Origin of the sequence: Sandaracinobacteroides sayramensis (assembly GCF_022014495.1) — a bacterium.
Lineage (GTDB): Bacteria > Pseudomonadota > Alphaproteobacteria > Sphingomonadales > Sphingomonadaceae > Sandaracinobacteroides > Sandaracinobacteroides sayramense.
The window spans coordinates 1-22,616 of record NZ_JAKLSQ010000024.1; the positions used below are offsets into that span (position 1 = coordinate 1).

The 22,616-nt window shown below is 68.1% G+C and carries 20 protein-coding genes; 13 read left to right on the forward strand and 7 right to left on the reverse strand.

Annotation, left to right across the window (positions count from 1 at the left end; genetic code table 11):
• Positions 1–96: 96 nt before the first annotated feature.
• The 3 genes from L6Q21_RS15260 to nusB all read right to left on the reverse strand — a co-directional run bounded on the left by L6Q21_RS15260 (position 97) and on the right by nusB (position 3,765).
• Positions 97–2,196 carry a sodium-translocating pyrophosphatase gene (locus L6Q21_RS15260; RefSeq protein ID WP_237831607.1) on the reverse strand — a complete coding sequence of 700 codons (2,100 nt, stop codon included), beginning with the start codon at positions 2,194–2,196 and terminating at the stop codon, positions 97–99.
• Positions 2,197–2,342: 146 nt separating this feature from the next.
• On the reverse strand, positions 2,343–3,302 hold the full coding sequence (gene thiL, locus L6Q21_RS15265; RefSeq protein ID WP_237831608.1) for a thiamine-phosphate kinase: 960 nt from the start codon (positions 3,300–3,302) through the stop codon (positions 2,343–2,345).
• Positions 3,286–3,765: a transcription antitermination factor NusB gene (gene nusB, locus L6Q21_RS15270; protein ID WP_237831609.1), complete on the reverse strand. Its 480-nt coding sequence runs from the start codon at positions 3,763–3,765 to the stop codon at positions 3,286–3,288. Before nusB ends, thiL begins: the two co-directional genes overlap by 17 nt.
• A gap of 266 nt (positions 3,766–4,031) precedes the next feature.
• On the opposite strand from nusB, the gene L6Q21_RS15275 reads away from it, so the two are divergent.
• From L6Q21_RS15275 to L6Q21_RS15310, 8 genes are all read left to right on the forward strand, one after another.
• A complete protein-coding gene (locus tag L6Q21_RS15275) occupies positions 4,032–5,261 on the forward strand; it encodes a tetratricopeptide repeat protein (protein WP_237831610.1) in 1,230 nt (409 codons plus the stop codon).
• Between the two features lie 114 nt (positions 5,262–5,375).
• A complete protein-coding gene (gene guaB / locus L6Q21_RS15280) occupies positions 5,376–6,848 on the forward strand; it encodes an IMP dehydrogenase (RefSeq protein WP_237831611.1) in 1,473 nt (490 codons plus the stop codon).
• Positions 6,848–8,008 carry an RsmB/NOP family class I SAM-dependent RNA methyltransferase gene (locus tag L6Q21_RS15285; protein ID WP_237831612.1) on the forward strand — a complete coding sequence of 387 codons (1,161 nt, stop codon included), beginning with the start codon at positions 6,848–6,850 and terminating at the stop codon, positions 8,006–8,008. Before guaB ends, L6Q21_RS15285 begins: the two co-directional genes overlap by 1 nt.
• 64 nt (positions 8,009–8,072) lie before the next feature.
• Entirely contained in the window at positions 8,073–8,636 is a 564-nt protein-coding gene (locus L6Q21_RS15290; RefSeq protein WP_237831613.1) for a tetratricopeptide repeat protein, read from the forward strand.
• 5 nt (positions 8,637–8,641) lie between these two features.
• Positions 8,642–9,136, forward strand: a complete 495-nt coding sequence (locus L6Q21_RS15295; RefSeq protein WP_237831614.1) for a Fur family transcriptional regulator — start codon at positions 8,642–8,644, stop codon at positions 9,134–9,136.
• Positions 9,137–9,203: 67 nt separating this feature from the next.
• Positions 9,204–11,171 carry a 1-deoxy-D-xylulose-5-phosphate synthase gene (dxs, locus tag L6Q21_RS15300; RefSeq protein WP_237831615.1) on the forward strand — a complete coding sequence of 656 codons (1,968 nt, stop codon included), beginning with the start codon at positions 9,204–9,206 and terminating at the stop codon, positions 11,169–11,171.
• Positions 11,172–11,276: 105 nt separating this feature from the next.
• The gene (locus L6Q21_RS15305; RefSeq protein ID WP_237831616.1) at positions 11,277–12,152 is read left to right on the forward strand and encodes a hypothetical protein; all 876 of its coding nucleotides are present in this window, start codon (positions 11,277–11,279) and stop codon (positions 12,150–12,152) included.
• Positions 12,153–12,156: 4 nt separating this feature from the next.
• Positions 12,157–12,933, forward strand: a complete 777-nt coding sequence (locus L6Q21_RS15310) for a TlyA family RNA methyltransferase (RefSeq protein WP_237831617.1) — start codon at positions 12,157–12,159, stop codon at positions 12,931–12,933.
• A 13-nt stretch (positions 12,934–12,946) separates the two neighbouring features.
• Here the strand turns inward: L6Q21_RS15310 and L6Q21_RS15315 are convergent, their stop codons facing one another.
• From L6Q21_RS15315 to L6Q21_RS15330, 4 genes are all read right to left on the reverse strand, one after another.
• Positions 12,947–13,939, reverse strand: coding sequence for a phasin family protein (locus L6Q21_RS15315; RefSeq protein WP_237831618.1), 993 nt, complete (start codon positions 13,937–13,939; stop codon positions 12,947–12,949).
• Between the two features lie 47 nt (positions 13,940–13,986).
• On the reverse strand, positions 13,987–15,369 hold the full coding sequence (gene pgmG, locus L6Q21_RS15320; RefSeq protein WP_237831619.1) for a phosphoglucomutase/phosphomannomutase PgmG: 1,383 nt from the start codon (positions 15,367–15,369) through the stop codon (positions 13,987–13,989).
• A gap of 68 nt (positions 15,370–15,437) precedes the next feature.
• Positions 15,438–15,851: a J domain-containing protein gene (locus L6Q21_RS15325; RefSeq protein WP_237831620.1), complete on the reverse strand. Its 414-nt coding sequence runs from the start codon at positions 15,849–15,851 to the stop codon at positions 15,438–15,440.
• A complete protein-coding gene (locus L6Q21_RS15330) occupies positions 15,851–16,663 on the reverse strand; it encodes a division plane positioning ATPase MipZ (RefSeq protein WP_237831621.1) in 813 nt (270 codons plus the stop codon). The genes L6Q21_RS15325 and L6Q21_RS15330 overlap by 1 nt, the downstream gene beginning before the upstream one ends.
• Before the next feature lie 113 nt (positions 16,664–16,776).
• Between L6Q21_RS15330 and panC the strand changes: the two genes are divergently transcribed.
• From panC to L6Q21_RS15355, 5 genes are read left to right on the forward strand one after another with little or no spacing between them, the layout of a single operon-like run.
• Complete coding sequence (gene panC, locus L6Q21_RS15335; protein ID WP_237831622.1) at positions 16,777–17,631, forward strand: pantoate--beta-alanine ligase; 855 nt, start codon at positions 16,777–16,779, stop codon at positions 17,629–17,631.
• A complete protein-coding gene (locus L6Q21_RS15340; RefSeq protein ID WP_237831623.1) occupies positions 17,628–18,515 on the forward strand; it encodes a PhzF family phenazine biosynthesis protein in 888 nt (295 codons plus the stop codon). The genes panC and L6Q21_RS15340 overlap by 4 nt, the downstream gene beginning before the upstream one ends.
• On the forward strand, positions 18,512–21,178 hold the full coding sequence (locus tag L6Q21_RS15345; RefSeq protein WP_237831624.1) for a bifunctional [glutamine synthetase] adenylyltransferase/[glutamine synthetase]-adenylyl-L-tyrosine phosphorylase: 2,667 nt from the start codon (positions 18,512–18,514) through the stop codon (positions 21,176–21,178). The genes L6Q21_RS15340 and L6Q21_RS15345 overlap by 4 nt, the downstream gene beginning before the upstream one ends.
• On the forward strand, positions 21,175–21,642 hold the full coding sequence (locus tag L6Q21_RS15350; protein ID WP_237831625.1) for a peroxiredoxin: 468 nt from the start codon (positions 21,175–21,177) through the stop codon (positions 21,640–21,642). The genes L6Q21_RS15345 and L6Q21_RS15350 overlap by 4 nt, the downstream gene beginning before the upstream one ends.
• Positions 21,639–22,466: a ferritin-like domain-containing protein gene (locus tag L6Q21_RS15355; RefSeq protein ID WP_237831626.1), complete on the forward strand. Its 828-nt coding sequence runs from the start codon at positions 21,639–21,641 to the stop codon at positions 22,464–22,466. Before L6Q21_RS15350 ends, L6Q21_RS15355 begins: the two co-directional genes overlap by 4 nt.
• Positions 22,467–22,616: the final 150 nt, after the last annotated feature.

Consider the following 22,616-nt stretch of genomic DNA (forward strand, 5'->3'; position numbering starts at 1 on the left):
GAAGTGTCAGGGGGCAAAAGCCCCCTGACACTTCGCTTGCCGGCCGGGTTTTCGGCGAGTCCGCGAGTTAGTGCTGCGCACTAATCGCGGCCGCCTTCAACCGGCCAGTGCCGCCAGCAGCAACAAAGCCACAATATTGCTGATCTTGATCATCGGGTTGACCGCAGGCCCGGCCGTATCCTTGTAAGGATCGCCCACGGTATCGCCGGTCACGGCCGCCTTGTGCGCCTCCGACCCCTTGCCGCCATGATGGCCGTCCTCGATATATTTCTTGGCATTGTCCCAGGCGCCGCCGCCGCTCGTCATCGAGATGGCGACGAAGATGCCCGACACGATCACCCCCAGCAGCAGCGCGCCAAGCGCCGCGAAGCCATTGGCCTGCCCCGCCACCGCCGTGATGACGAAATAGACGAGGATCGGCGCCAGCACCGGCAGCAGCGAAGGGATGATCATCTCCTTGATCGCCGCCTGCGTCACCAGCCCCACCGTCCGCGCATAGTCCGGCTTGGAAGTGCCGGCCATGATTCCGGGGTTGTTGCGGAACTGGCTGCGGACTTCCTCGACGACGGCGCCGGCCGCGCGGCCGACCGCCGTCATCCCCATCGCCCCGAAGATATAGGGCAGCAGGGCGCCGATCAGCAGGCCGACGATGACATAGGGGTTGGACAGCGAGAAATCGACGGTAAGCCCCGAGAAGAACTTGCCGAGGTCCGCCGTATAGGCGTTGAACAGCACCAGCGCGGCAAGGCCCGCCGAGCCGATGGCATAGCCCTTGGTGACGGCCTTGGTGGTGTTGCCCACCGCGTCCAGCGCATCCGTGCGCTCGCGCACCTCGCCTTCCAGGCCCGCCATTTCGGCGATGCCGCCGGCGTTGTCGGTGACGGGGCCATAAGCGTCCAGCGCGACGACCATGCCGGCCAGCGCCAGCATCGCCGTGGCGGCGAAGCCGATGCCGATCACCCCGGCGAACTGGTAGGCGGTGATCATGCCGGCGCAGATCACCAGCGTCGGCAGCGCGGTCGCCTCCAGCGAAATGGCAAGGCCCTGGATAATGTTGGTGCCATGGCCGGTTTCCGACGCCTTGGCGATCGACCGCACCGGGCGATAGTTGGTGCCGGTGTAATATTCGGTGATCCACACCATCAGCCCGGTGACGGCAAGGCCCACCAGCATCGACCAGAAGAGGTCCATCGGCGTGAAGCCGCCGCTGCCGTCCGCCGCCTGCCCGCCGACCACCGCCGACATGTCAGGGAAGATCAGGCGAGTGGCGAAGAACAGCGCCGGGATGGAAGCCAGCGCCGACACCACGAAGCCCTTGTAGAGCGCGCCCATGATGTTCTTCGAAGACCCCAGCTTCACGAAATAGGTGCCGAGGATCGAGGTGAGGATGCAGACTCCGCCCGCCAGCAGCGGCAGCGCCATCAGTTGGCCGAGATACTCGCCGCCCACCAGCAGCGCCGTCAGCACCATGGTGGCGCCCACCGTCACCACATAGGTTTCGAAGAGGTCGGCGGCCATGCCGGCGCAGTCGCCGACATTGTCGCCCACATTGTCGGCGATGACGGCCGGGTTGCGCGGATCGTCCTCGGGGATTCCGGCTTCCACCTTGCCCACCAGATCGGCGCCCACATCCGCCGCCTTGGTGAAGATGCCGCCGCCCAGACGGGCGAAGATCGAGATCAGCGACGCGCCCAGCGCCAGGCTGACGAGGCTGTCGATCACCACCCGGTCGTCGATGGCATGGCCCAGCCCCGAGGTGAGGAACCAGTAATAGCCGGCGATCGCCAGCAGCGCGAGGCCGGCCACCAGCAGGCCGGTGATCGCCCCGGCGCGGAACGCCAGCGTCAGCCCGGCCTGCAGGCCCTGCCGCGCCGCTTCCGCCGTGCGCACATTGGCCCTGACCGAGATGTTCATGCCGATGAAGCCGGTGACGCCCGAAAGCAGGGCGCCGATCAGGAAGCCGATGGCCGGATACAGGCCGAAGAACAGATAGACCAGCACCAGCGCGACGACGCCGACGATGGCGATGGCGCCATATTGCTTCCTGAGATAGGCCCCTGCCCCTTCCTGGATGGCGGCGGCGATTTCCTGCATGCGCGGATTGCCGGCGGGCGCCGCCAGCACGGCCCTTGTGGTGACAAGGCCATAAAGCACGGCCGCGATGCCGCACAGGATGGCGATTACGACAAAATCCATGTCTCTCCCCTAACCCCTTGCATGGGGTCGCCCCCCTCCCAAGGGACGGCCCGTGTGGGACCGGCTGGGAATGACCCGCCGGATTTGAGGCACGGACTGTGGCAAAGAGCCGGGCCTTGCGCAACCCGCCGCAGGGCGCGCACGGCTCACCGATGCTGATAGCCCAGCTTCGGGGGCAAGGCGCCGTCCAGCAGCAGTCCTGCACCGGCTTGCAGCCGGCCGATGCGGTGGACAGGGGTTCGGGCCGCGGCAGCTGCATCCTCCACCTCGTGGCGGCGGCCAGGGTGGGCCGCGAACAGCAGTTCATAATCGTCGCCCAGCGCCGCCAGTTCGCTGACCGGAACGGCTGCGGCCAGCACCATGTCCGAAAGCGGGATATCGGCCGAGCGAAGATCGGCGCGGAGCCCCGATGCGGCGGCCAGCCGCGAGGCGTCGATCAGCAGCCCATCCGAGACATCCATCGCCGCGCTGGCAAGCCCCCTCAGCGCCTGCCCCAGCGCCAGGCGCGGCATGGGGCGCCGGTAGCGTTTCAGCAGCGCCGCGTCCGCGTCGCCGAAGCTTTCACCCAGCGCCACCCGAAGCCCTAGGCCAGCCGCGCCGATATCCCCGCTCAGCCACAGATCGTCGCCGACGGAAGCCCCGCCACGTTCCAGCGCCGCGCCGGGCGGCACGGAGCCCAGCGCCGTCAGCGACAGCACGCTCGCGGGGCCGCTGCGGATGGTGTCGCCGCCCAGCAGCGGCACGCCATAGCGTTCCACCGCCTGCCCCACGCCGCGCAGCAGCTCCCGCGCCCATTCGAGGCCGCGCCCATCGCCAATGCCGGCGCCCAGCAGCAGCCCGACCGGCCGCGCCCCGCTGGCGGCGAGGTCCGACAGGTTCACCGCCACCAGCTTCCAGCCGATGTCCGCCGGCGGGCAATGCGGCGTGAAATGCACGCCTTCGGCCAGCATGTCGTGGGTGGCGACCAGTTGCAGGCCCAGCGGCCAGTCCAGGATGGCGCAATCGTCCGTCAGGCCGCGCGCGGCCTTGTGCGTCGCCAGCGCCCGGAGCGTGGCGAGAAGGCCATCCTCCAGCCCTCCGCCGCCGGCGTCACTCGGCGCGGACACTCTTGCCCAGCCGGTCGAGCAGCGCGTTCACGAAGCCGGCCTCGCGCGCTTCGTAGAAGGCGTGCGCCACATCGACATATTCCGACACCACCGCCGCGCGCGGCACATCCGGCCGCGCCAGCATCTCATAGGCGCCGCAGCGCAGGATCTGCAGCATCAGCCGGTCCAGCCGGTCGAGCGACCAGCCGGCGCCCAGGAAGCGGGTGATGGTCTCGTCCAGCTCATCGGCGCGGGCGAGGCTGCCGGACACCAGATCGTCGAAGAAGGGCCGGTCGGCGTCGGTCAGGCGGTCCTCGCCCTCGTCCGTTTCGATTTCCGCGCCGAGGCGATGGTTGTGGAATTCGTTCAGCAGGCGCGGCGTGGCCGTGCCGGCCACCGATTGCTGGTAAAGCGCCTGGACGGCTGCCAGCCGCGCGGCGGAACGCCGGCGGCGCGCGTCGGGCGCATTGGGGTTGCTAGACATGCGCGCCGCCTTAGCCCCGCCGGCGCGGCTGCGAAAGCCCCATCGCCGCCCGCCGCAACTGTTTCGGGAACCGCGGGCCATCGGACGGGTTGAGACACGGCAGGCCGTTGCTGCATAAAGGCCATATAATGGCTTTGCGCGCGGCAATGCTTGACGATTCCGCCCCGGCGGTGCGAAGCGCGTTCAGCGTTGCGAAACCGGCGGAGGCGGAAATCCGTCGGCCATATGGTCAATGTGCCCGGCAGAGGGCCAATAGGAGAGTGGGCATGAGGAAGATTCTTGGGGGCTCCACCGCGATGGCGCTTGCGGCCCTGGTCGCAGCCACCGCGCCGCAGGCCGCGCTGGCGCAGAAGGCGCCCAGCTACAAATTCTCGAAGAAGGTGCAGCCGCTGCTGGCCGACGCGCAGAAGAAGCAGCAGGCGGGCGACGCGCAGGGCGCGCTGGCGGTGCTGGACCAGGCGGACGCCGTGGCCGACAAGAATGCCGACGACGCCTATATGATCGCCATGCTCCGCCTCAATTCGGCGATCGCGCTGAAGGACAATGCGCTCATCGAAAAGTCGCTGGAAGGCGCCATCGCCACCGGCCGCCTCGATCCGGCCGAAGAGCTGAAGTTCCGCCGCAACCTCGGCGCACTGGCGCTGCAGCGCAACGACTATCAGAAGGCGACGACCGAGTTCGAGCGGGTGATCGCCGCCAACCCCAGCGACTACGATCTGATGGTGGAAGTGGCGGAAATCCAGCGCCGGCAGGGCCAGGAGCAGAAGGCCGTCGCCACCTTGAACCAGGCGATCGCCGCCAAGGCCGCCGCCGGGCAGAAGGCCGACGAAAGCTGGTATCGCCGGGCGCTGGCCATCGCCTATGACAAGAAGCTGCCGGCCGAGATCGTCACCACCAGCGAGCAGTTGCTGCAGGCCTATCCGGGCGCCACCAACTGGCGCGACGTGCTGGTGATCTTCCGCGACAGCGGCAAGTTCGACGATCAGGGCAATCTCGACATCCTGCGCCTGATGCGCGCCAATGCGGCGCTGACGGGCGAGCGCGACTATGCCGAATATGCCGAGACGGCGGCCCTTCGCGGCTTCCCCGGCGAATCCAAGTCGGTGCTGGACGAAGGCATTTCCAAGGGCGCGCTGCAGACCGGCAAGCCGCTGGTGAAGGAGCTGCAGGCGGCGGTGAACCCCAAGGTCGCCTCCGACAAGGCCTCGCTCGCCGGCCTGGAAAAGGAATCGGCCGCCTCGAAGACCGGCCGCACCGCGCTCGGCACCGCCGACGCCTATCTCGGCTATGGCGAATATGCGAAGGCCGCCGCGCTCTACAAGATGGCGCTGGAAAAGGGCGGCGTCGATGCCGATACCGTGAACACCCGCCTCGGTTTCGCGCTGGGCAAGACCGGCGACAAGGCCGGGGCCGAAGCCGCGCTGAAGGCGGTTTCGGGAGCCCCTCGAAACCAGCTCGCGAAATATTATCTTATCTGGCTCGGCAACCAGGGCTAAGGGCTGGAAGCAAGGAAGGGGCGGGCCGACAGGCCCGCCCCTCTTCCATTACAGACAATCGCCCTGCCGCCAGGCAAGGGAAGTCTGACGGCAGGCAAGGGAAGACAGGCGCATATGACAATCCGGCTCGGCCTCACTTTCGATGACGTGCTGCTGGTTCCGCAGGAATCGACGGTATTGCCATCCCAGGCCGACACCTCGACCAGGATCACCCGCGAGATCCGCCTCGCCATCCCGGTGCTCTCCTCGGCGATGGACACGGTGACGGAAGCGCAGATGGCGATCGTGATGGCGCAGGCCGGCGGCATCGGCGTGCTGCACCGGAACCTGACGATCCCCGAGCAGGTGGAGGCCGTGCGCCAGGTGAAGCGCTTCGAGTCGGGCATGGTGGTGAACCCCATCACCATGACCGCCGACCAGACGCTGGGCGAGGCGCTGGAGCTGATGGCGCGCCACCGCATTTCCGGAATTCCGGTGGTGGAGCCTTCCGAGCCCGGCCAGCCGGGCAAGCTGATCGGCATCCTGACCAACCGCGACGTGCGCTTCGCGGAAAACAAGCTGCAACCCGTCGCCGAGTTGATGACCCGCTCCAACCTCGCCACCGTCAGGGCCGGGGTCTCGCAGGAGGAAGCCCGCCGGCTTCTGCACCAGCGCCGGATCGAGAAGCTGGTGGTGGTGGACGACGCCGGCCGCTGCGTCGGCCTCATCACCGTCAAGGATATGGAAAAGGCCGTCACCTATCCGGACGCGACCAAGGATTCGGCCGGGCGCCTGCGCGTCGCCGCCGCCACCACCGTGGGCGACACCGGCTTCGAGCGCTCGGCGGCGCTGGTGGACGCCGAATGCGACCTGATCGTCGTCGACACCGCGCACGGCCATTCGAGGCAGGTGTCGGAAGCGGTGCGCAAGCTGAAGCAGCGCTCGAACCATGCGCAGGTGATCGCCGGCAATGTGGCGACCGCCGAGGCCGCGAAAGCGCTGATCGACGCCGGCGCCGACGGGATCAAGGTGGGAATCGGCCCGGGCAGCATCTGCACCACGCGGGTGGTGGCGGGCGTCGGCGTGCCGCAGCTGACGGCGGTGATGGACACGGTGGAAGCCGCCGAGAAGCTGGGCATTCCGGTGATCGCCGACGGCGGCCTGCGCACTTCGGGCGACATCGCCAAGGCGATGGCGGCGGGCGCCAGCGCGGTGATGATCGGCTCGCTGCTGGCGGGCACCGAGGAAGCGCCGGGCGAAACCTTCCTCTATCAGGGCCGCGCCTACAAAAGCTACCGCGGCATGGGCTCTGTCGGCGCCATGGCGCGCGGCAGCGCCGACCGCTATTTCCAGCAGGACATCAAGGACCAGCTGAAGCTGGTGCCCGAGGGGATCGAAGGCCAGGTGCCCTATAAAGGCCCGGCGCGGGACGTGCTGCACCAGCTTGTGGGCGGGCTGAAGGCCGCCATGGGCTACACCGGCGCCGCCACGCTGGCGGACCTGAAGCAGCGGGCGCATTTCGTGCAGATCACCAACGCCGGCCTGCGCGAGAGCCACGTCCATGATGTGACGATCACGCGGGAAGCGCCCAACTACCCCACCCGCTGATGCGCGACCCGGCGCGGCTGCAGGCCGCCATCGAGATACTGGACGAGGCGATCGCCGCCGCCGGTTCCAATGGCGCCGCCGCCGACACGCTGGCGCAGCGCTATTTCGCCAGCCGCCGCTACGCGGGTTCGAAGGACCGGGCGGCGGTGCGCGAACTGCTGTTCCAGGCCATCCGCTTTTCCGCCGATCGCCCACCCTCCGGCCGCGCCTTGATGCTGGCGCTGGCGGAAGGCCCGCGCCCCGACCTGCTGCCCCTGTTCGACGGCAGCCCGCACGCCCCCGCCCTACCCGAAGTGGGGGAGCCGCGCGGAAAGCCCGGCCTCTTCCCGGAATGGCTGCGGCCGCAACTGCAAAGGCGCTTCGGCGCCGCTCTCGACCGGGAAGCGCAGGCGCTGATCGCCCGCGCCCCGCTCGACCTGCGGGTGAACGCGCTGAAAGCCGATCCGGCCGAAGTGGCAGCCGAACTGGGCGGCAAACCCATATCCAGCCTTCCGCTCGGCCTCCGGCTGGAAGAGCCGCTGCCGCTGGAACGGCATCCCTTGATGCAAAGCGGCGCCATCGAAGTGCAGGACGCGGGCAGCCAGTTCGTGGCCGCCGCCGCCCGCGCCATGCCCGGCGAAACGGTCGTCGATCTCTGCGCCGGCGCCGGCGGCAAGACGCTGGCGCTGCCCGCCGACATGCGCGGCGAAGGCCGGCTGGTCGCATCCGACACCGACCGCGGGCGGTTGCAGGCGATGCGCCCCCGGCTGGAACGGGCCGGCCTGCAGAATTTCGTCGAACCCCGGCTGCTGAACCCCGGACGGGAGGCGGAAGCCCTGGCCGACCTGGCCGGCGCCGCCGATCTGGTGCTGGTGGACGCCCCCTGCTCCGGCACCGGCACCTGGCGCCGCAACCCCGAACTGCGCTGGCGGCTCACGCCGCAGTCGCTGGAACGGCTGCTAGTCGTTCAGGCGCGGCTCATGGCGCTTGGGGCATCGCTGCTGAAGCCGGGCGGACGCCTCGTCTATGCCGTCTGCTCGGTGCTTCCGGCGGAAGGCGAGGACCAGGCGAGGCAGGCTTGCGAAAGGCTGGGCCTGAAGCTGGCCGGGCAGCAGGCCTATTCCCCGGCAGGCGATGGCACGGATGGCTTTTTCGTCGCCAGCCTTGGCGGAAGCTGCTAGGTTCGCACCCCTGTCCGCCCGGTTCGGGACTGGAATCGCGCGGATCGAACGGAGAGGGATTGGAATGGTCGCAACGCTGAACAAGCGCAATTGGGCAATGGCGCTGGCGCTTGCCTTGCTGATGGCCTCGGCCCCCAGCGATGCGGCTCGCCCGCGCGACTCCGCTCCAGACCCGGCCCCGGCGCGCGGCCTCCCCGACAACCAGCTCGCCCCCCTCTCGCTCAGGCAGCTTGAGGCCGGCGACGCGCAGTTGAACGCCCGCAACACGGCCGCCGCGATCGAGCATTTCGAAGCGGCGCTCGCCGCCGATCCGCGCAACCGCCAAGCCTATATCGGCCTCGGCCGCGCTGCGCAGGCGGACGGCCTGCCCGGCCGCGCCGTCCGCTATTATCGCGAAGCGCTGGAGATCGACCCGAACGACCTCAACGCGCTGGAACTCCAGGGCAATGCGCTGGTGGAGCGCGGCGCCAAGTCCCGCGCGAAGGAGAATCTGGAGCGGGTGAAGACGCTTTGCAAGGCGCCCTGCCCCACCGCCGACCGGCTGGCGGCCGCCATCCAGCGCGGCCCCAGCAAGCCCGAGCAGACCGCCGCCGTCCAGAAAGCGGACGAAAAGCCGAAAGACAATTGAGCGCCATGGCGACCTCCGCAAGCCACGCCGCACCAGGCCACGCCCCACATGGCCATTGGGAGCCGGGGAGCAGCGCCCTGAACGACGCCGCCCGCGCGGCACTGGTGGCGCGCGGCGTGCAGTGGACGGATCTGCGCGCGCAGGTGTTCGAGGCCCTCGCCCGCGACGGCCGGCCGGTTTCCGCCTATGACGTGGCCGAACGGCTGTCGGCGGAAACCGGGCGCCGGATCGCCGCGAACAGCGTCTACCGGATCCTCGACCTCTTCGTGGAGCACAATCTCGCCAAGCGGGTGGAAAGCCGCAACGCCTATGTGGCGAACACCCACCCCTCCTGCGCCCATGATTGCATCTTCCTGGTCTGCGAAGCTTGTGGCCGCATCGACCATATAGACGACGACAATCTGGCCAAGAACATGCGCGCCCGCGCCGAGCTGGGCGGTTTCGCCCCGCGCCGCCCGGTGCTGGAGCTGCTTGGCCTGTGCCGCGCCTGCAATAGTTGAGGCAAAGCGGGCGGCCCCCGGTACACAGGGTCTTTTGCTGAAGCGCGGTTCGGAGTAAGTCGGCGGCATGACCGATGCCAACAATGGCGCGCCCAACGCGACGCCCTATCGCCGGCCCGAGACCCCCCTTCTCGACATGGCACCGACACCGCATGAGCTTCGGCGGCTGAAGCCCGAGCAGCTTCGCCAGCTGGCGGACGAGCTGCGCGCGGAAATGATCGACGCCGTCAGCGTGACGGGCGGGCATCTGGGCGCCGGCCTCGGCGTCGTCGAGCTGACCACGGCGCTGCACTATGTGTTCAACACGCCAGACGACAAGCTGATCTGGGACGTGGGCCACCAGGCCTATCCGCACAAGATCCTGACCGGCCGGCGCGACCGAATCCGCACGCTGCGGCAGGGCAGCGGGCTTTCGGGTTTCACCAAGCGCTCGGAATCCGAATATGATCCGTTCGGGGCGGCGCACAGCTCCACCTCCATCTCGGCGGCGCTGGGCTTCGCCATCGCCAACAAGCTGTCGGGCGCGCCGGGCAAGGCGATCGCGGTGATCGGCGACGGCGCCATGTCCGCCGGCATGGCCTATGAAGCGATGAACAACGCGCGGGAGGCCGGCAACCGGCTGATCGTGGTGCTGAACGACAACGACATGTCGATCGCCCCGCCGGTGGGCGCGCTTTCCGCCTATCTGGCGCGCGCCTACAGTTCCAACACCTTCCTCGAAATCCGCGACGCGGTGCGGCAGCTTGCGAAAAAGGCCCTGCCCGAGCCGCTGAAGGCCCCGGCCAAGCGCGCCGACGAGTTCTTCCGCACGCTGGGCACCGGCGGCACCCTGTTCGAGGAACTGGGCTTCTATTATGTCGGCCCGATCGACGGGCATAATCTCGACGTGCTGGTGCCGATCCTGGAAAATATCCGCGACGCCGCCGAAGGCCCGTGCCTGATCCATGTCGTGACGAAGAAGGGCAAGGGCTATGCCCCGGCCGAAGCCGCGGCCGACAAATATCATGGCGTGGTGAAGTTCGACGTGGTGACCGGCAAGCAGCACAAGCCGGCGCCCGGCGGCCCGCCCAGCTACACCTCGGTGTTCGCCGACGCGCTGGTGGCGGAAGCGCTGGTAGACCAGCGGGTGGTGGCGATCACCGCCGCCATGCCGTCGGGGACCGGCCTCGACAAGTTCCAGAAGGCCTTCCCCGAGCGCTGCTTCGATGTCGGCATCGCCGAGCAGCATGCCGTCACCTTCGCGGCGGGGCTGGCGGCGCAGGGTTATCGCCCCTGGGCGGCCATTTATTCCACCTTCCTGCAGCGCGCTTACGACCAGGTGGTGCACGATGTCTGCATCCAGAACCTGCCCGTGCGCTTCGGGATCGACCGCGCCGGGCTGGTGGGCGCCGACGGCAGCACCCACGCCGGCAGCTTCGACATCACCTATCTGGCGACGCTGCCGAACATGGTGGTGATGGCGGCGGCCGACGAGGCCGAGCTGGTGCATATGGTGCACACCGCGAACGCGCATGACGGCGGCCCCATCGCCGTGCGCTACCCGCGCGGCGAAGGCGTGGGCGTGCCGCTGCCGGCGAAGCCGGAAAAGCTGGAAATCGGCAAGGGCCGCATCGTTCGGGACGGCAAGAAGGTGGCCATCCTGTCGCTGGGCACCCGCCTGGCCGAAGCGCTGAAGGCCGCCGACGAGCTGGACGCCAAGGGCCTTTCCACCACCGTCGCCGACATGCGCTTCGCCAAGCCGCTGGACGAGGCGCTGATCCGCAAGCTGTGCGCCACGCATGAGGTGGTGCTGACGATCGAGGAAGGCGCCGTCGGCGGCTTCGGCGCGCATGTGCTGACGCTGGCATCGGACGAGGGGCTGACGGACAATGGCCTGAAGATCCGCACCATGCGCCTGCCCGACATCTTCCAGGAGCATGAGAAGCCGGAGAAGCAATATGCCGAAGCCGGGCTGGACGCGGCCGGAATCGTGAAGACGGTGCTGACCGCGCTCAGGCACAACAGCGTGGAGGTCAGCGAAGGCGCACGGGCCTAGCGAAAGCATCCGCCTGGCAGACAGACCCATCGGAAAGGGCCAGGAGATACGGGCTGCCGTTTCGCTTCAGCTTTCCAGACCGCCTGAAGCCGTTGGAGAAATGAAATGCGTCTGCCAGTTCCAGCCCTCACAAAGCTGATATTATTCCTTTCTCTCACGGCGATGCTCATTGGCGTGGCCATCCTCTTCTTTCCTTTCGGAAAGAATTTGATGGGGGATGGTTCGAACAGCTCCGCCATCACCACTGCAATCGCACTGATTGTCGGCACGATCGGACTGGTTCTGGCGACCTATATGCAGAGCGCCGAATATCAGCGCGAAACCGAACTGGTCGACGATATCCAGAGCATTCGCATCATATTGGAAATCATGATTTCCAGGACTGCCGCTCTGTCCGTTTCCCAACCGGCGTCGCCTGCGGCCTTCGATTACCAGTTGGAGAAGGAGGCGCTGTTTAAGGCCCTTACAGGGCCGGCGGGCCGCCTTCTGGTGATTCAGAAAGCCATCAAGACAGCCGACGCCAACCTCGCCCAAAAGGATGAGAAATGGCGCACCTTCTATTTGAGCGTATCAGAAATAATGAACAACTCGGACTTGCGCTATTGCGCTGGCGGAGCGGTTTCCCTGTTGCGCTTTGTCGAGGAACTCGACTCCGAAACGATCCGGAAGCTGACATCGCGAACGGTTTCCACTCAATCCGTAGACGAGCTTTCGCAAGCGACCGAACTCGACATTCTCGTGAAAGCCGGGATCAGCACTTATGGAGCCCAGGAAGAAGAACAGCGGTCGCTGACCGATACGGAGGCCGATGAACTGGAGCGCGTCTATCTGGCCCTGAATGCTCATGAAGACATCAAGGACAATCCCGGCCTGAAACGGGAAATCCACGAGAGCTATCTCGCCGCGCGAAAAGGCCAGATCCCAGCTTACAGACTGCTGGTCGCGCTTCTGCAGAAAGTTACCGGCGACGGGCAGCAATAAGAAATTGACCGTCCGCAAAATCCGTGCCGACCAGTTACTTGCCGACCTGGGGTTCGCCGAAAGCCGTTCCCGGGCACAGGCTTTGATCATGGCGGGTCTGGTGTTCGTGGGTGAGCGCAAGCTCGCCAAGGCCGGCGAAATGCTGGCCGAGGACGCGGCGCTGGAGGTGCGCGGAAAAGACCATCCATGGGTTTCGCGCGGCGGGCTGAAGCTGGATCATGGCCTCACCCATTTCGCCATCGACGTGACGGGCGCGGTGGCGATGGATGTCGGTTCCTCCACTGGCGGCTTCACCGACGTGCTGCTGACGCGCGGTGCGGCGAAGGTTTACGCAGTGGATGTGGGAACCAACCAGCTCGCCTGGAAGCTGCGGCAGGACAGCCGCGTGGTGGTGCTGGAACAATTGAACGCCCGCCATCTGACGGCCGAGCATGTGCCCGAGCCGGTGGACATAATCGTCTGCGACGCCAGCTTCATTTCGCTGGCCAAGGTGCTGGATGCGCCGCTGAATTTCGCGAAGCCGGGCGCGCATCTGCTGGCGCTGGTGAAACCGCAGTTCGAGGCCGGCCGCGCCGAAGTCGGCAAGGGCGGCGTGGTGCGCGATGCGGCGGTGCATCGGCGTGTCTGCGATGCCGCGGCGCAATGGGTGGAAACCAGGGGCTGGCGGGTAATGGGCCTCACCCCTTCCCCCATCACCGGACCCGAGGGAAATGTGGAGTTTCTGCTGGCGGCGCAAAAGGAAAGGGCGGCGGAGTTTCCCCCGCCGCCCGCAATTCCCTGATCGGGTCTTCGGCTCAGGCCGCGACCGACTTCTTCACCGTCTCGGCGGCGACCGCCATGCGGTTGGAGATCGGCTGCACCACTTCGCCGGCCAGCTTCAGCCAGGTTTCGGAGAAATGGCTCATGTTGGAAACGGCCTTGTCGAACTGCGCCTTGGCGAACTCGTTCTGAGCAGCCAGCAGCTCGTTCGGGCTCTTGACAGTCGTGAAGCTCTTGAAAGCGGCCTGGGCTTCCTCGGCCGACTTCTTGGAGTTTTCCACGAAGTGCGTCGTCAGCGTTTCGGCGCCGGCGGCGGCGGCCTTGGCGCTTTCGATCAGCGCTTCGACATTGCCCTTGGCGAAATCCGTTATGTCCGTCATGGTCTTCATGTTCTTCTCCATATATTCCTTGACCTTATCGGCCACTTGGCCCTGAGCGGCCTGGGTTTGGGAAACGAAATCGGCAGCCGCCTTCTCGGCAGCCGGAACAACGGCTTCAAGCGGCTTCACAAAAGCATTGGTCGACATCGGCACATCCTTGGCTGGGGCGACGGCAGGCAAGGCGGGGCCGGCCGTCCTGGGGGCAGGTTCTGGGGCCGGCTTCGCGGCAGGTATCGGCTGGGCGACAGCGATGGGTTTGGCGACAGCTATGGGCTGGACGACAGGTGTCGGCTTGGCGACAGCTATGGGCTTGATGGCAGGTGTCGGCTTGGCGACAGGCGCCGGCTTGACGGCCTTTGCAGCCACGGGCTTTTTCGGCGCAACCGGCTTCGGCGCCACAGCCACGGGGGCAGGCGCAAGCGGAGAAGCTTCAACCGCGACGGAGGCTGCAGCAGCCTCCGGCACCGTCGTCTTTGCTGCAGGGGCAGGCTTTGCCTCGGGAACGGGCTCGCGCAGCACGGGCGCAACCGCCGCGTCCGTCTTCACGGGTTTCCGCGCACTCTTCCGGGCAGGCTTGGCATCGGCCATCGGCAGCTCACTCCTGTTATTGCTGCATCGCACAATAATGCTTCGTTGCAACGAATGCAAGAGCGCATATTGTGCGATGCAGCAAAATGTCAGTCACAGCGCCAAAATCAGTGGCCGACTTCCACCCGCTCCACGCCCGACTGCGCCAGTTCCGCGTCGATCGCCGCCTTCAGCCGCTCCAGCGCGGCTTCATCCGCGGCTTCCGCCCGCGCCACCAGCACGTCCTGCGTGTTGGAGGCGCGCAGCAGCCACCAGCCGTCGGCCGTGTTCACCCGCGCCCCGTCGGTGTCGTTCACCTGCGCGCCGGCGGCCTTAAGCCGGGCCAGCACTTCGCTCACCACTTCGAACTTGCGCTCCTCCGAGCAGGGAAAGCGCATTTCCGGCGTGTTGACGACGGCCGGCATCGCCGACTTCAGCGCCGTCAGCGAACCGCCCAGTTCGCCCACCGCCTCGATCAGCCGGACGGCCGCGTAAAGCGCGTCGTCGAAGCCATACCAGCGGTGCTTGAAGAAGATATGGCCCGACATTTCACCCGCCAGCGGAGAGCCGACTTCCTTCATCTTCGCCTTGATGAGGCTGTGCCCGGTGCGCCACATCATCGGCTCGCCGCCCAGTTCCGCGATGCGGTCGTATAGCGCCTGGCTCGCCTTCACATCGGCGATGATGGTGGCGCCGGGAAGCTCCTTCAGCACCGGCTCGGCAAGGATTGCGAGAAGCTGGTCGCCCCAGACGATCCGCCCTTCCCCATCGATGGCGCCGATCCGGTCGCCGTCGCCGTCGAAGGCGATTCCGAAGTCCAGCTTCAGCTCCGCGACCAGTTGCCGCAGGTCCTCCAGATTGGCCGGCACCGTCGGGTCCGGATGGTGGTTGGGGAAGTCGCCGTCGATCTTGGTGAACAGCGCATGATGCTCACCCGGCAGCCGCTTCAGCAGCTTTTCCAGCGCCGCCCCGGTCGCGCCATTGCCGGCGTCCCAGCCGATGCGGAACGGCGGGCAGCGGTTATCCTCCACCAGCCGCTCGACATAGCGATCCTCGATGTTCAGAGTCTCGGTCTTGCCGGCGCCGGTTTCCCAGTCGCCCTTCGCCGCCGCTTCGCCCAGCGCCCGGATGTCCGCGCCATAGAAGGGGCGATCCTTCAGCAGCATCTTGAAGCCATTGTAATCCGGCGGATTATGGCTGCCGGTGATCATCACCCCGCCATCGGCGCCAAGGTCGGACACGGCGAAATAGAGCATGCCCGTCGGCCCCAGCCCGATGCGCACGACATCGCAGCCGGATTGCGTCAGCCCTTCCACCAGCGCCTTTTCCAGGCGCGGCGAACTGTGCCGCCCGTCATAGCCCACCACCACCTTGCTGCCACCCGCGCGCCGCACCACGGTTCCGAAGCCCCGGCCGATGGCCTGGGCGTCGCGCTCGCTCAGCGTCTCCCCGATGATTCCGCGAATGTCATATTCGCGCAGGGTTGTCGGGTGGAATTCATGGGCTTGCATGCGGAACCTTTCAGCCTGTGGAAACGGATTCGGCGTTCGAGGGCGATAGGTAGCGCACTTATGTTGCGTCAAGCGTCCGGCGGCAGATTGGCCAGCAGATAGTCCCGCGCGGCGTTCACCCGGCCGGCCATTGCGTCGCCGCCACCCTGGTTCCGGTCGGGGTGAACCTCGGCGATGCGCTTGCGGTGGGCGGCCAGTATCTCCGCCCGGCCGGCGTTGAGCCCTACCCCCAGCAATTGCCGCGCTTCGATCTCGTCCATCGGCAGCACGGAAACGCGCCGGCGCATCCAGCCGGCGAAACCGAGCCCCGCCGTGGCAGCCGCCAGCCCCAGGCCCGGCCAGACCTGCCCGCGCCCCAGCAGCCACAGCGAAAGCCCCATGCCTGCCACCAGCCCCAGCTTCCGCCCGGCGTCCGGCCCCAGATAGCCTTTCCACCAGAGCCAGCCGATCCCAGCCAGCGCCAGCAGGGCCAGAAAGGCCATCAGGCCGCGACCTCGCGCGGCGCCCGGTCGGCCAGCGGCAGTTCCAGCGCCGCGATCAGCTCGCGCAATTCAGCCCGCGCCGCCACATGGCTCATCGACGCGTCCTTCACATAAGACATGTCTAGCAGCGTCAGCCCCTTCGGAAACAGCTCGCGGTAGATCACCCGCTCGGAAAGGCCGGGCGCCACGCGGAAGCCGATTCGTTTCGACAACTCCTCCAGCGCCGTGCCGACCCGGCGGCGGTTGCGCGCCTCCAGCGACGACAGCCGGTTCCGCAAAACCACCCAGTCCACCGAGCCGCCATCGGTCCGCGCCCGCTTCTGCCGAGCCTTCCACACCAGTTCTGCGTAGAAGCTGGGCTTCGTCACCTTGAAACTGTCCGCGTCCACCTGCCCCAGCAGGTCGAAGTCGACGAAGCTGTCGTTGATCGGCGTCACCAGCGTGTCGGCGCGGGCGATGGCCTCGCGGCCGATCTCCGAATCGCGGCCCGGCGTGTCGATCACCACCGCGTCGAATCCGCCGGCGATCATCTCGTCCAGCCGCGCCATCTCGCCGTCCTGCATCACCGCCACGGCCGGCGCTTCCAGCGGCAGGTCGTGCCGCTTCGCCCAGTTCAGCCGGTTTTCCAGATAGCGCGCCGTCGTCTTCTGGCGATGGTCGCAGTCGGCGACCGCGACCGAAAGCCCCGCGCTTTGCAAGGCCATGGCGATATGCACCGCCGTCGTCGACTTGCCCGAGCCGCCCTTTTCGTTGCCGAGCACGATCACATGCGGCCCCCTGGCCGCCTTCGCCACCGTCGCTTCCGTTGACATTCCGCCCTGCCTCTTGGCAACGCCAGCCCGATGCCGGCACCCTTCGCCATCCGCTCCTTGGCGGCAGTGAAGGGGTTTCGTCAATGAACCGGCCGAGGTCAGCGGGGTTGAAGATGGATGTAGTTCGGGACGTGGCGCCGCTGAGGGCGAAGATTCGCGAATGGCGCGCGGCGGGTGATCGCGTGGCGCTGGTCCCCACCATGGGCGCGCTGCACGAAGGGCATCTGTCGCTCGTCGGGATCGGGCGCCGGCGCGCGCACCGCGTCATCGCCTCCATCTTCGTCAATCCGAAGCAGTTCGGCGCCCATGAAGACCTGGACCGTTACCCCCGGCAGGAAGCGCGCGACGGCGCCCTGCTGCAACAGGCCGGCTGCGACCTGCTGTTCCTGCCCTCGCCGCAGGCGGTCTACCCGGACGGCTTCTCCACCAGCGTCAGTGTCGCCGGTCTCGACAGGCCGATGGAAGGCGCGTCGCGCCCCGGGCATTTCGACGGCGTGGCGACCGTCGTCGCCAAGCTGCTGCTGATGGCCTTCCCGGACATCGCCATCTTCGGCGAGAAGGACTGGCAGCAACTCGCCATCATCCGCCGCATGGTGGCGGACCTCAACATACCCGTCGACATCATCGGCGCCCCGATCCTGCGCGACCCGGACGGCCTCGCCATGAGCTCGCGCAACGCCTATCTCGACGAGCAGCAGCGCTCGGTCGCCGGCGCCCTGCCCCGCACGCTGCACGCCGCCGCGCAGGCGATCGCCGGCGGCGCCGGCGTTGCCGAGACGCTCGCCACCGCCCGCGCCGTCCTCGCCTCCGCCGGGTTCAAGCCGGATTATCTGACTCTGGCGGACGGGGAGACGCTGGAGCCGCTGGAAACGAACCGGCAAGGCGCCCGCCTGTTCGTGGCCGCGAAGCTCGGCCCCACCCGAATCATCGACAACATGCCAGTGCCCTTCCCCGGAGATCCGAAATGAGCCGCAGCTTTGAAATCGTCGATGTTTTCACCACGCGCCCGCTGGCGGGCAATCAGTTGGCTGTGGTGACGGACGCGCGCGAGCTTTCCGCTGCCCGGATGCAGGCGATCGCCCGCGAGTTCAACTTCGCCGAAACCAGCTTCCTGCTGCCGCCGGCCGATCCGGCGAACAGCGCCCATGTCCGGATCTTCACCCCGGCGGAGGAGATGCCCTTCGCCGGCCACCCCAATGTCGGCACCGCCTATGTTGTGGCGCGCATGGGCGAGCTGTTCGGCCGCCCGGTCGCCGACGAGCTGCGGTTCGAGGAGGCCGCCGGGCTGGTGGCGCTGGAAATCGAGCGCGACGGCGACGCGGTGACCGGCGCGAGATGCCGGGCGCCACGCCCGCTGGCGGAAGGGGCCGAGGTGCCGGCCGCCATCGTCGCGGAACTGGCCGGCCTCGATCCGGCGGACATATTGGAGGAGCGGTTCGCGCCGCGCTTCGCCTCGGTGGGGGCGGAATTCCTGCTGGCCGAAGTCAGCGCCGCCGCGCTGGAGCGCGCCGCGCCCGATGCCGGCGCCTTTGCCCGCCACAACGGCCGCATCGGCCAGACGGCCGGCCTGCTGGGCCTGCACCTGCATGTGCGCGATCCGAACGATTCCGCCCGCCTCGACGCGCGTATGTTCGCGCCACTCGCCGGAGTAGCCGAAGACCCGGCGACCGGCAGCGCCGCCGCCGCGCTTGGCGCCTTCCTCCACAAGCGCGAGCCGGGCCTCGCCGGTTTCGCCCTGACGCAGGGGCGGCATATCGGCCGCCCCTCGGAAATCATGGTCGAGCTGCGGGACGGCGCCGTCTGGATCGGCGGCCCCTGCGCGGCCTTCGCACACGGAGAACTTGCGGAATGAGTCTGGCCGACGCACGCGCTAGGGCAGAGGCGCATTCGCCCTTCCTGCGCGGCCTGATGCGCCGCGAGCCGGAGCTTCTGCACGAGATGGCGGGCGAAGGCTACGACGCGGCGCTCAAAACCTCGCTCGCCCGGCTGGACCCGGAACGCGCAGCCCCTTCCATACGCGAAGCGCGCGGCGGCGTGGCGCTGACGGTGGCGCTCGCCGACCTGTCCGGCGCCTGGCGACTGGAGCAAGTGACGGGCGCCCTCACCCATTTCGCCGACAGCGCACTGGACTTCGCCATCCGCACCGCCTTCGCCGAGCGCGAGGTGGAAGCCACCGGGCTGACGGCGCTGGCGCTGGGCAAGATGGGCAGCTTCGAGCTCAACTATTCCTCCGACATAGACCTGATCTTCCTGCACGACCCGGAGACGCTCCCCCACCGCGACAGCGAAGACCCGACCGAAGCCGCCGTCCGCATCGTCCGCCGGGTGGCGGCGCTGCTCGCCGAGCGCACGTCGGATGGCTACGCCCTGCGCGTGGACCTGAGGCTGCGCCCCGACCCGGACAGCACGCCTTCTTCGCTGCCGCTGGGCGCGGCGCTCGCCTACTACCAGTCGCAGGCGCTCGCGTGGGAGCGTTCGGCCTTCATCCGCGCCCGCGCGTCCGCCGGGGACGTGGCGCTGGGCCAGCGCTTCCTGAAAGAGATCGAGCCCTTCATCTGGCGCCGCAGCCTCGACTATTCCGCGCTGGCGGAAATCCGCGAGGTCAGCCACCAGATCCGCGACCATTTCGCCGAAGGCCAGAAGCTCGGCCCCGGCTTCGACCTGAAGCGCGGCCGGGGCGGAATCCGCGAAGTGGAATTCTACGCCCAGGTGCACCAGATGATCTTCGGCGGCCGCGACACGAGCCTGCGCGCGGGCGCGACGATGGACGCGCTGGCGGCTCTGGCCGACGCCGGCCGGATCGAGCGGAGCGATGCGCAGATGCTGGCGGAAGCCTATCGCCATTACCGGACGCTGGAGCACCGGATCCAGATGGTCGGCGACCAGCAGACGCACAGCGTGCCGAAGCTGGCGCCGGAGCGGGCGCAGGTGGCTGGCCTTGCCGGCGCGGAAAGCTGGAAGGCGCTGGAGGCCGATCTGGCGCCGCGCCTGAAGGCGGTCGGCCGCCTCTACGACCGGCTGCTGGAAACCGGCGACGGCGAGCGCGGCGCGCGAATCCCGATGAACGCCGACGACGCGCGCGGCTGGGCGGCGAAGGCGAAGGTGAAAGACCCGCAGCTTCTCGCCACGCTGATAGAAGGCTGGCGCTCCGGCCGGCCGCGCTCGCTGCGTGCGCCCGAAGCCTTGCAGGCGTTCGAAACGGTCATCCCCTCGCTGGTGCAGCAGGTGGCCGGCGGCCGCACCGGCCGCGAGGCGCTGCTGAGGCTGGACCAGATGATCCAGGCCCTCCCCTCTGGCGTGCAGTTCTGGCGGCTGCTGGCGGCGCATCCGGCGTTGCAGAAGGTGGTGGCGAACCTGCTGACGGCAACGCCGCTGCTGGCCGACGCGCTGGCGAAGCGGCCAAGCCTCATCGACATCCTGCTGGAGCCCGCGCCCGCCCTGCCGGATGCGGCGGCGGCGCTCGCCGAATTGCGGGCCGCCGCGCGCGGGCTGGAAGGCGAGGCGCTGCTAGACCGGGTGCGGCTGTGGACGGCCGAGCGCCGGTTCCAGCTGGGCGTGCAATTGCTGGAAGGCCGGGTGGCCCCGGCCATCGCCGCGCGGGAACTGGCCTATATGGCGGAAGCCGCCGTCGCCCTTCTGGCCGACAGCGTCGCAGCCGACTTCCGGGCGAAGCATGGCGAAATCCCCGGCGGCCGGCTGCTGCCGCTGGCGCTCGGCCGCTTCGGCGGCGGCGAACTGACGACCCAGTCCGACCTCGACCTCATCCTGCTGTTCACTGGCAGTTTCGAAACGCAATCGACAGGGAAACCACCGCTGTCCGCCAGCGCCTGGTTCAACCGCCTCGGGCCCCGCCTGCTGGGCGCGCTGACGGTGCCGACCGCCGCCGGCCCGCTCTACGAGGTGGACACCCGGCTTCGCCCGTCGGGCAATGACGGCCTGCTGGTCGTCAGCCTGGACAGCTTCCAGCGCTACCAGCAGGCGGAAGCCGGGCTTTGGGAACATATGGCGCTGACCCGCGCCCGCCCGGTCGCCTGCACGCCGGACGACGCCGCCGCGGCGCAGGCGGTGATAGACGACATCGTCGCCGCGCCGCGCGATCCCACCTTCGTTCGCCGCGAGGCGCAGGACATGCGCCGCCACATCGCCCGCCACAAGGCGGCGGCCGGGCCGTTCGACGTGAAGCTGATGAAGGGCGGGCTGGTGGACATCGAGTTCATCGTGCAGGCCCGCGCGCTGATGGCCGGCAGGCCGATCCCGCCCCGGCTGGACGCAGCGATCGCCGAACTGGCGCCCGAACTGGCCGACGCGGCGCGGCTGATGATGGACATGCTGGTGATGCTGCGGCTGGTGCAGCCGCACGACGCCAGCGCCGCCCCGGACGCGGCGGCGGGCGCGGTGATCGCCCGCGCCTGCGGCAAGCCCGGCTTCGCGGCGCTGAAGGCCGAGCTTGCCGCCGCCCGCAAGACCGTGGCGGAAAGCTGGGCCACCACCTTCCACCCCAAAAACGGAGAATGACGATGAGCCTCGATGTCGGAAGCCCGGCCCCTGCCTTCACGCTGGAAAGCAGCGCAGGCCCCGTCAGCCTCGCGGACTTCGCCGGGCGCAAGCTGGTGCTCTATTTCTACCCGAAGGACGATACCTCGGGCTGCACCAGCGAAGCCTTGCAGTTCACCGCGCTGGCGGAGGAATTCCGCAAGGCCGGCGCCACGGTGATCGGCGTCTCCAAGGACTCGCTCGCCAGCCATGCGAAGTTCGTGGCGAAGCACAGCCTCGACGTGCAGCTCGCCTCGGACCCGGAAGGCGCCACGATCGAGGCCTTCGGCGCCTGGGTCGAGAAGAATATGTATGGCCGCAAATATATGGGGATCGAGCGCTCCACCTTTTTGATCGGGCCGGACGGGCGGATCGCCGGCGTCTGGCGCAAGGTGAAGGTCGCCGGCCATGCCGAGGCGGTGCTGAAGGCCGTGCAGGCGCTTTGAGCGAAGAAGCGGAAAGCCTGCGGGACGTCGCGGTCGCCGCGCTGCTGACGGCCGACGCTACCGGCAAGGCCGCCGCCGCGCGCCGGCTGAAAGCCCGCTGGGAGGCCGGCGAAATCCGCCTGAGCGCCGACGGGCCGGACATGCCCCGGCGCCCGGCCCGACCGGCCCGCCCGGAACTGCTGCCGCCCGCCGCCATGCCGAAGCGCGGCCGCGCCGGAACCGCCCGCACCCGCTTCGCCCTGCTGCACGCACTGGCGCATATCGAACTGAACGCCATCGACCTCGCGGTGGACATGGCCGGGCGCTGGGGGCCGGAAATGCCGCCGGAATTCACCTCCGACTGGCTGCGCATCGCCGACGAGGAAGCGCAGCATTTCGGCCTGCTCAGCGCCCTCTTGGGAGAAGCCGGTGGCGGCTATGGCGACCTCCCCGCCCATGACGGCCTCTGGGAAGCGGCCGAGGCAACCGCGCATCATCTGCAAGCGCGGCTGGCGATCGTGCCGCAGGTGCTGGAGGCGCGCGGCCTTGATGTCACGCCGCCGATGATCGAACGCTTCCGCGCCGCCGGCGACGAAGCCGCCGCCCGCGTGCTGGAACGGATTCTGGCCGACGAAGTGACGCATGTGGAAGCCGGCAATCGCTGGTTCCGCAAACTATGCGCCGATTCGGCACAGAAACCGGAGGATCGTTTCCGCGAACTGGTTCGAATCCACTTCCGCGGCCCCGTTAAGCCGCCGTTCAACGATTCGGCGCGGAGTCGGGCCGGTCTGACGACGGATTGGTACGCCGCGCTTGGCAGCGCGGATTCGCCCTCTAAACCGTAACCAACCGTTATCGATCGGGATTGTTCCTTCGGGTCGGCCCGGCGAGACGGTTAAGAGAGAGCAATCATAATTCGAGCGATCCGGCCGTCATTTGTCCGGTCCGCCAGTCAAGGGTTCGATAGGCGAATGCAGGTTCAGATTCGGCGCGCC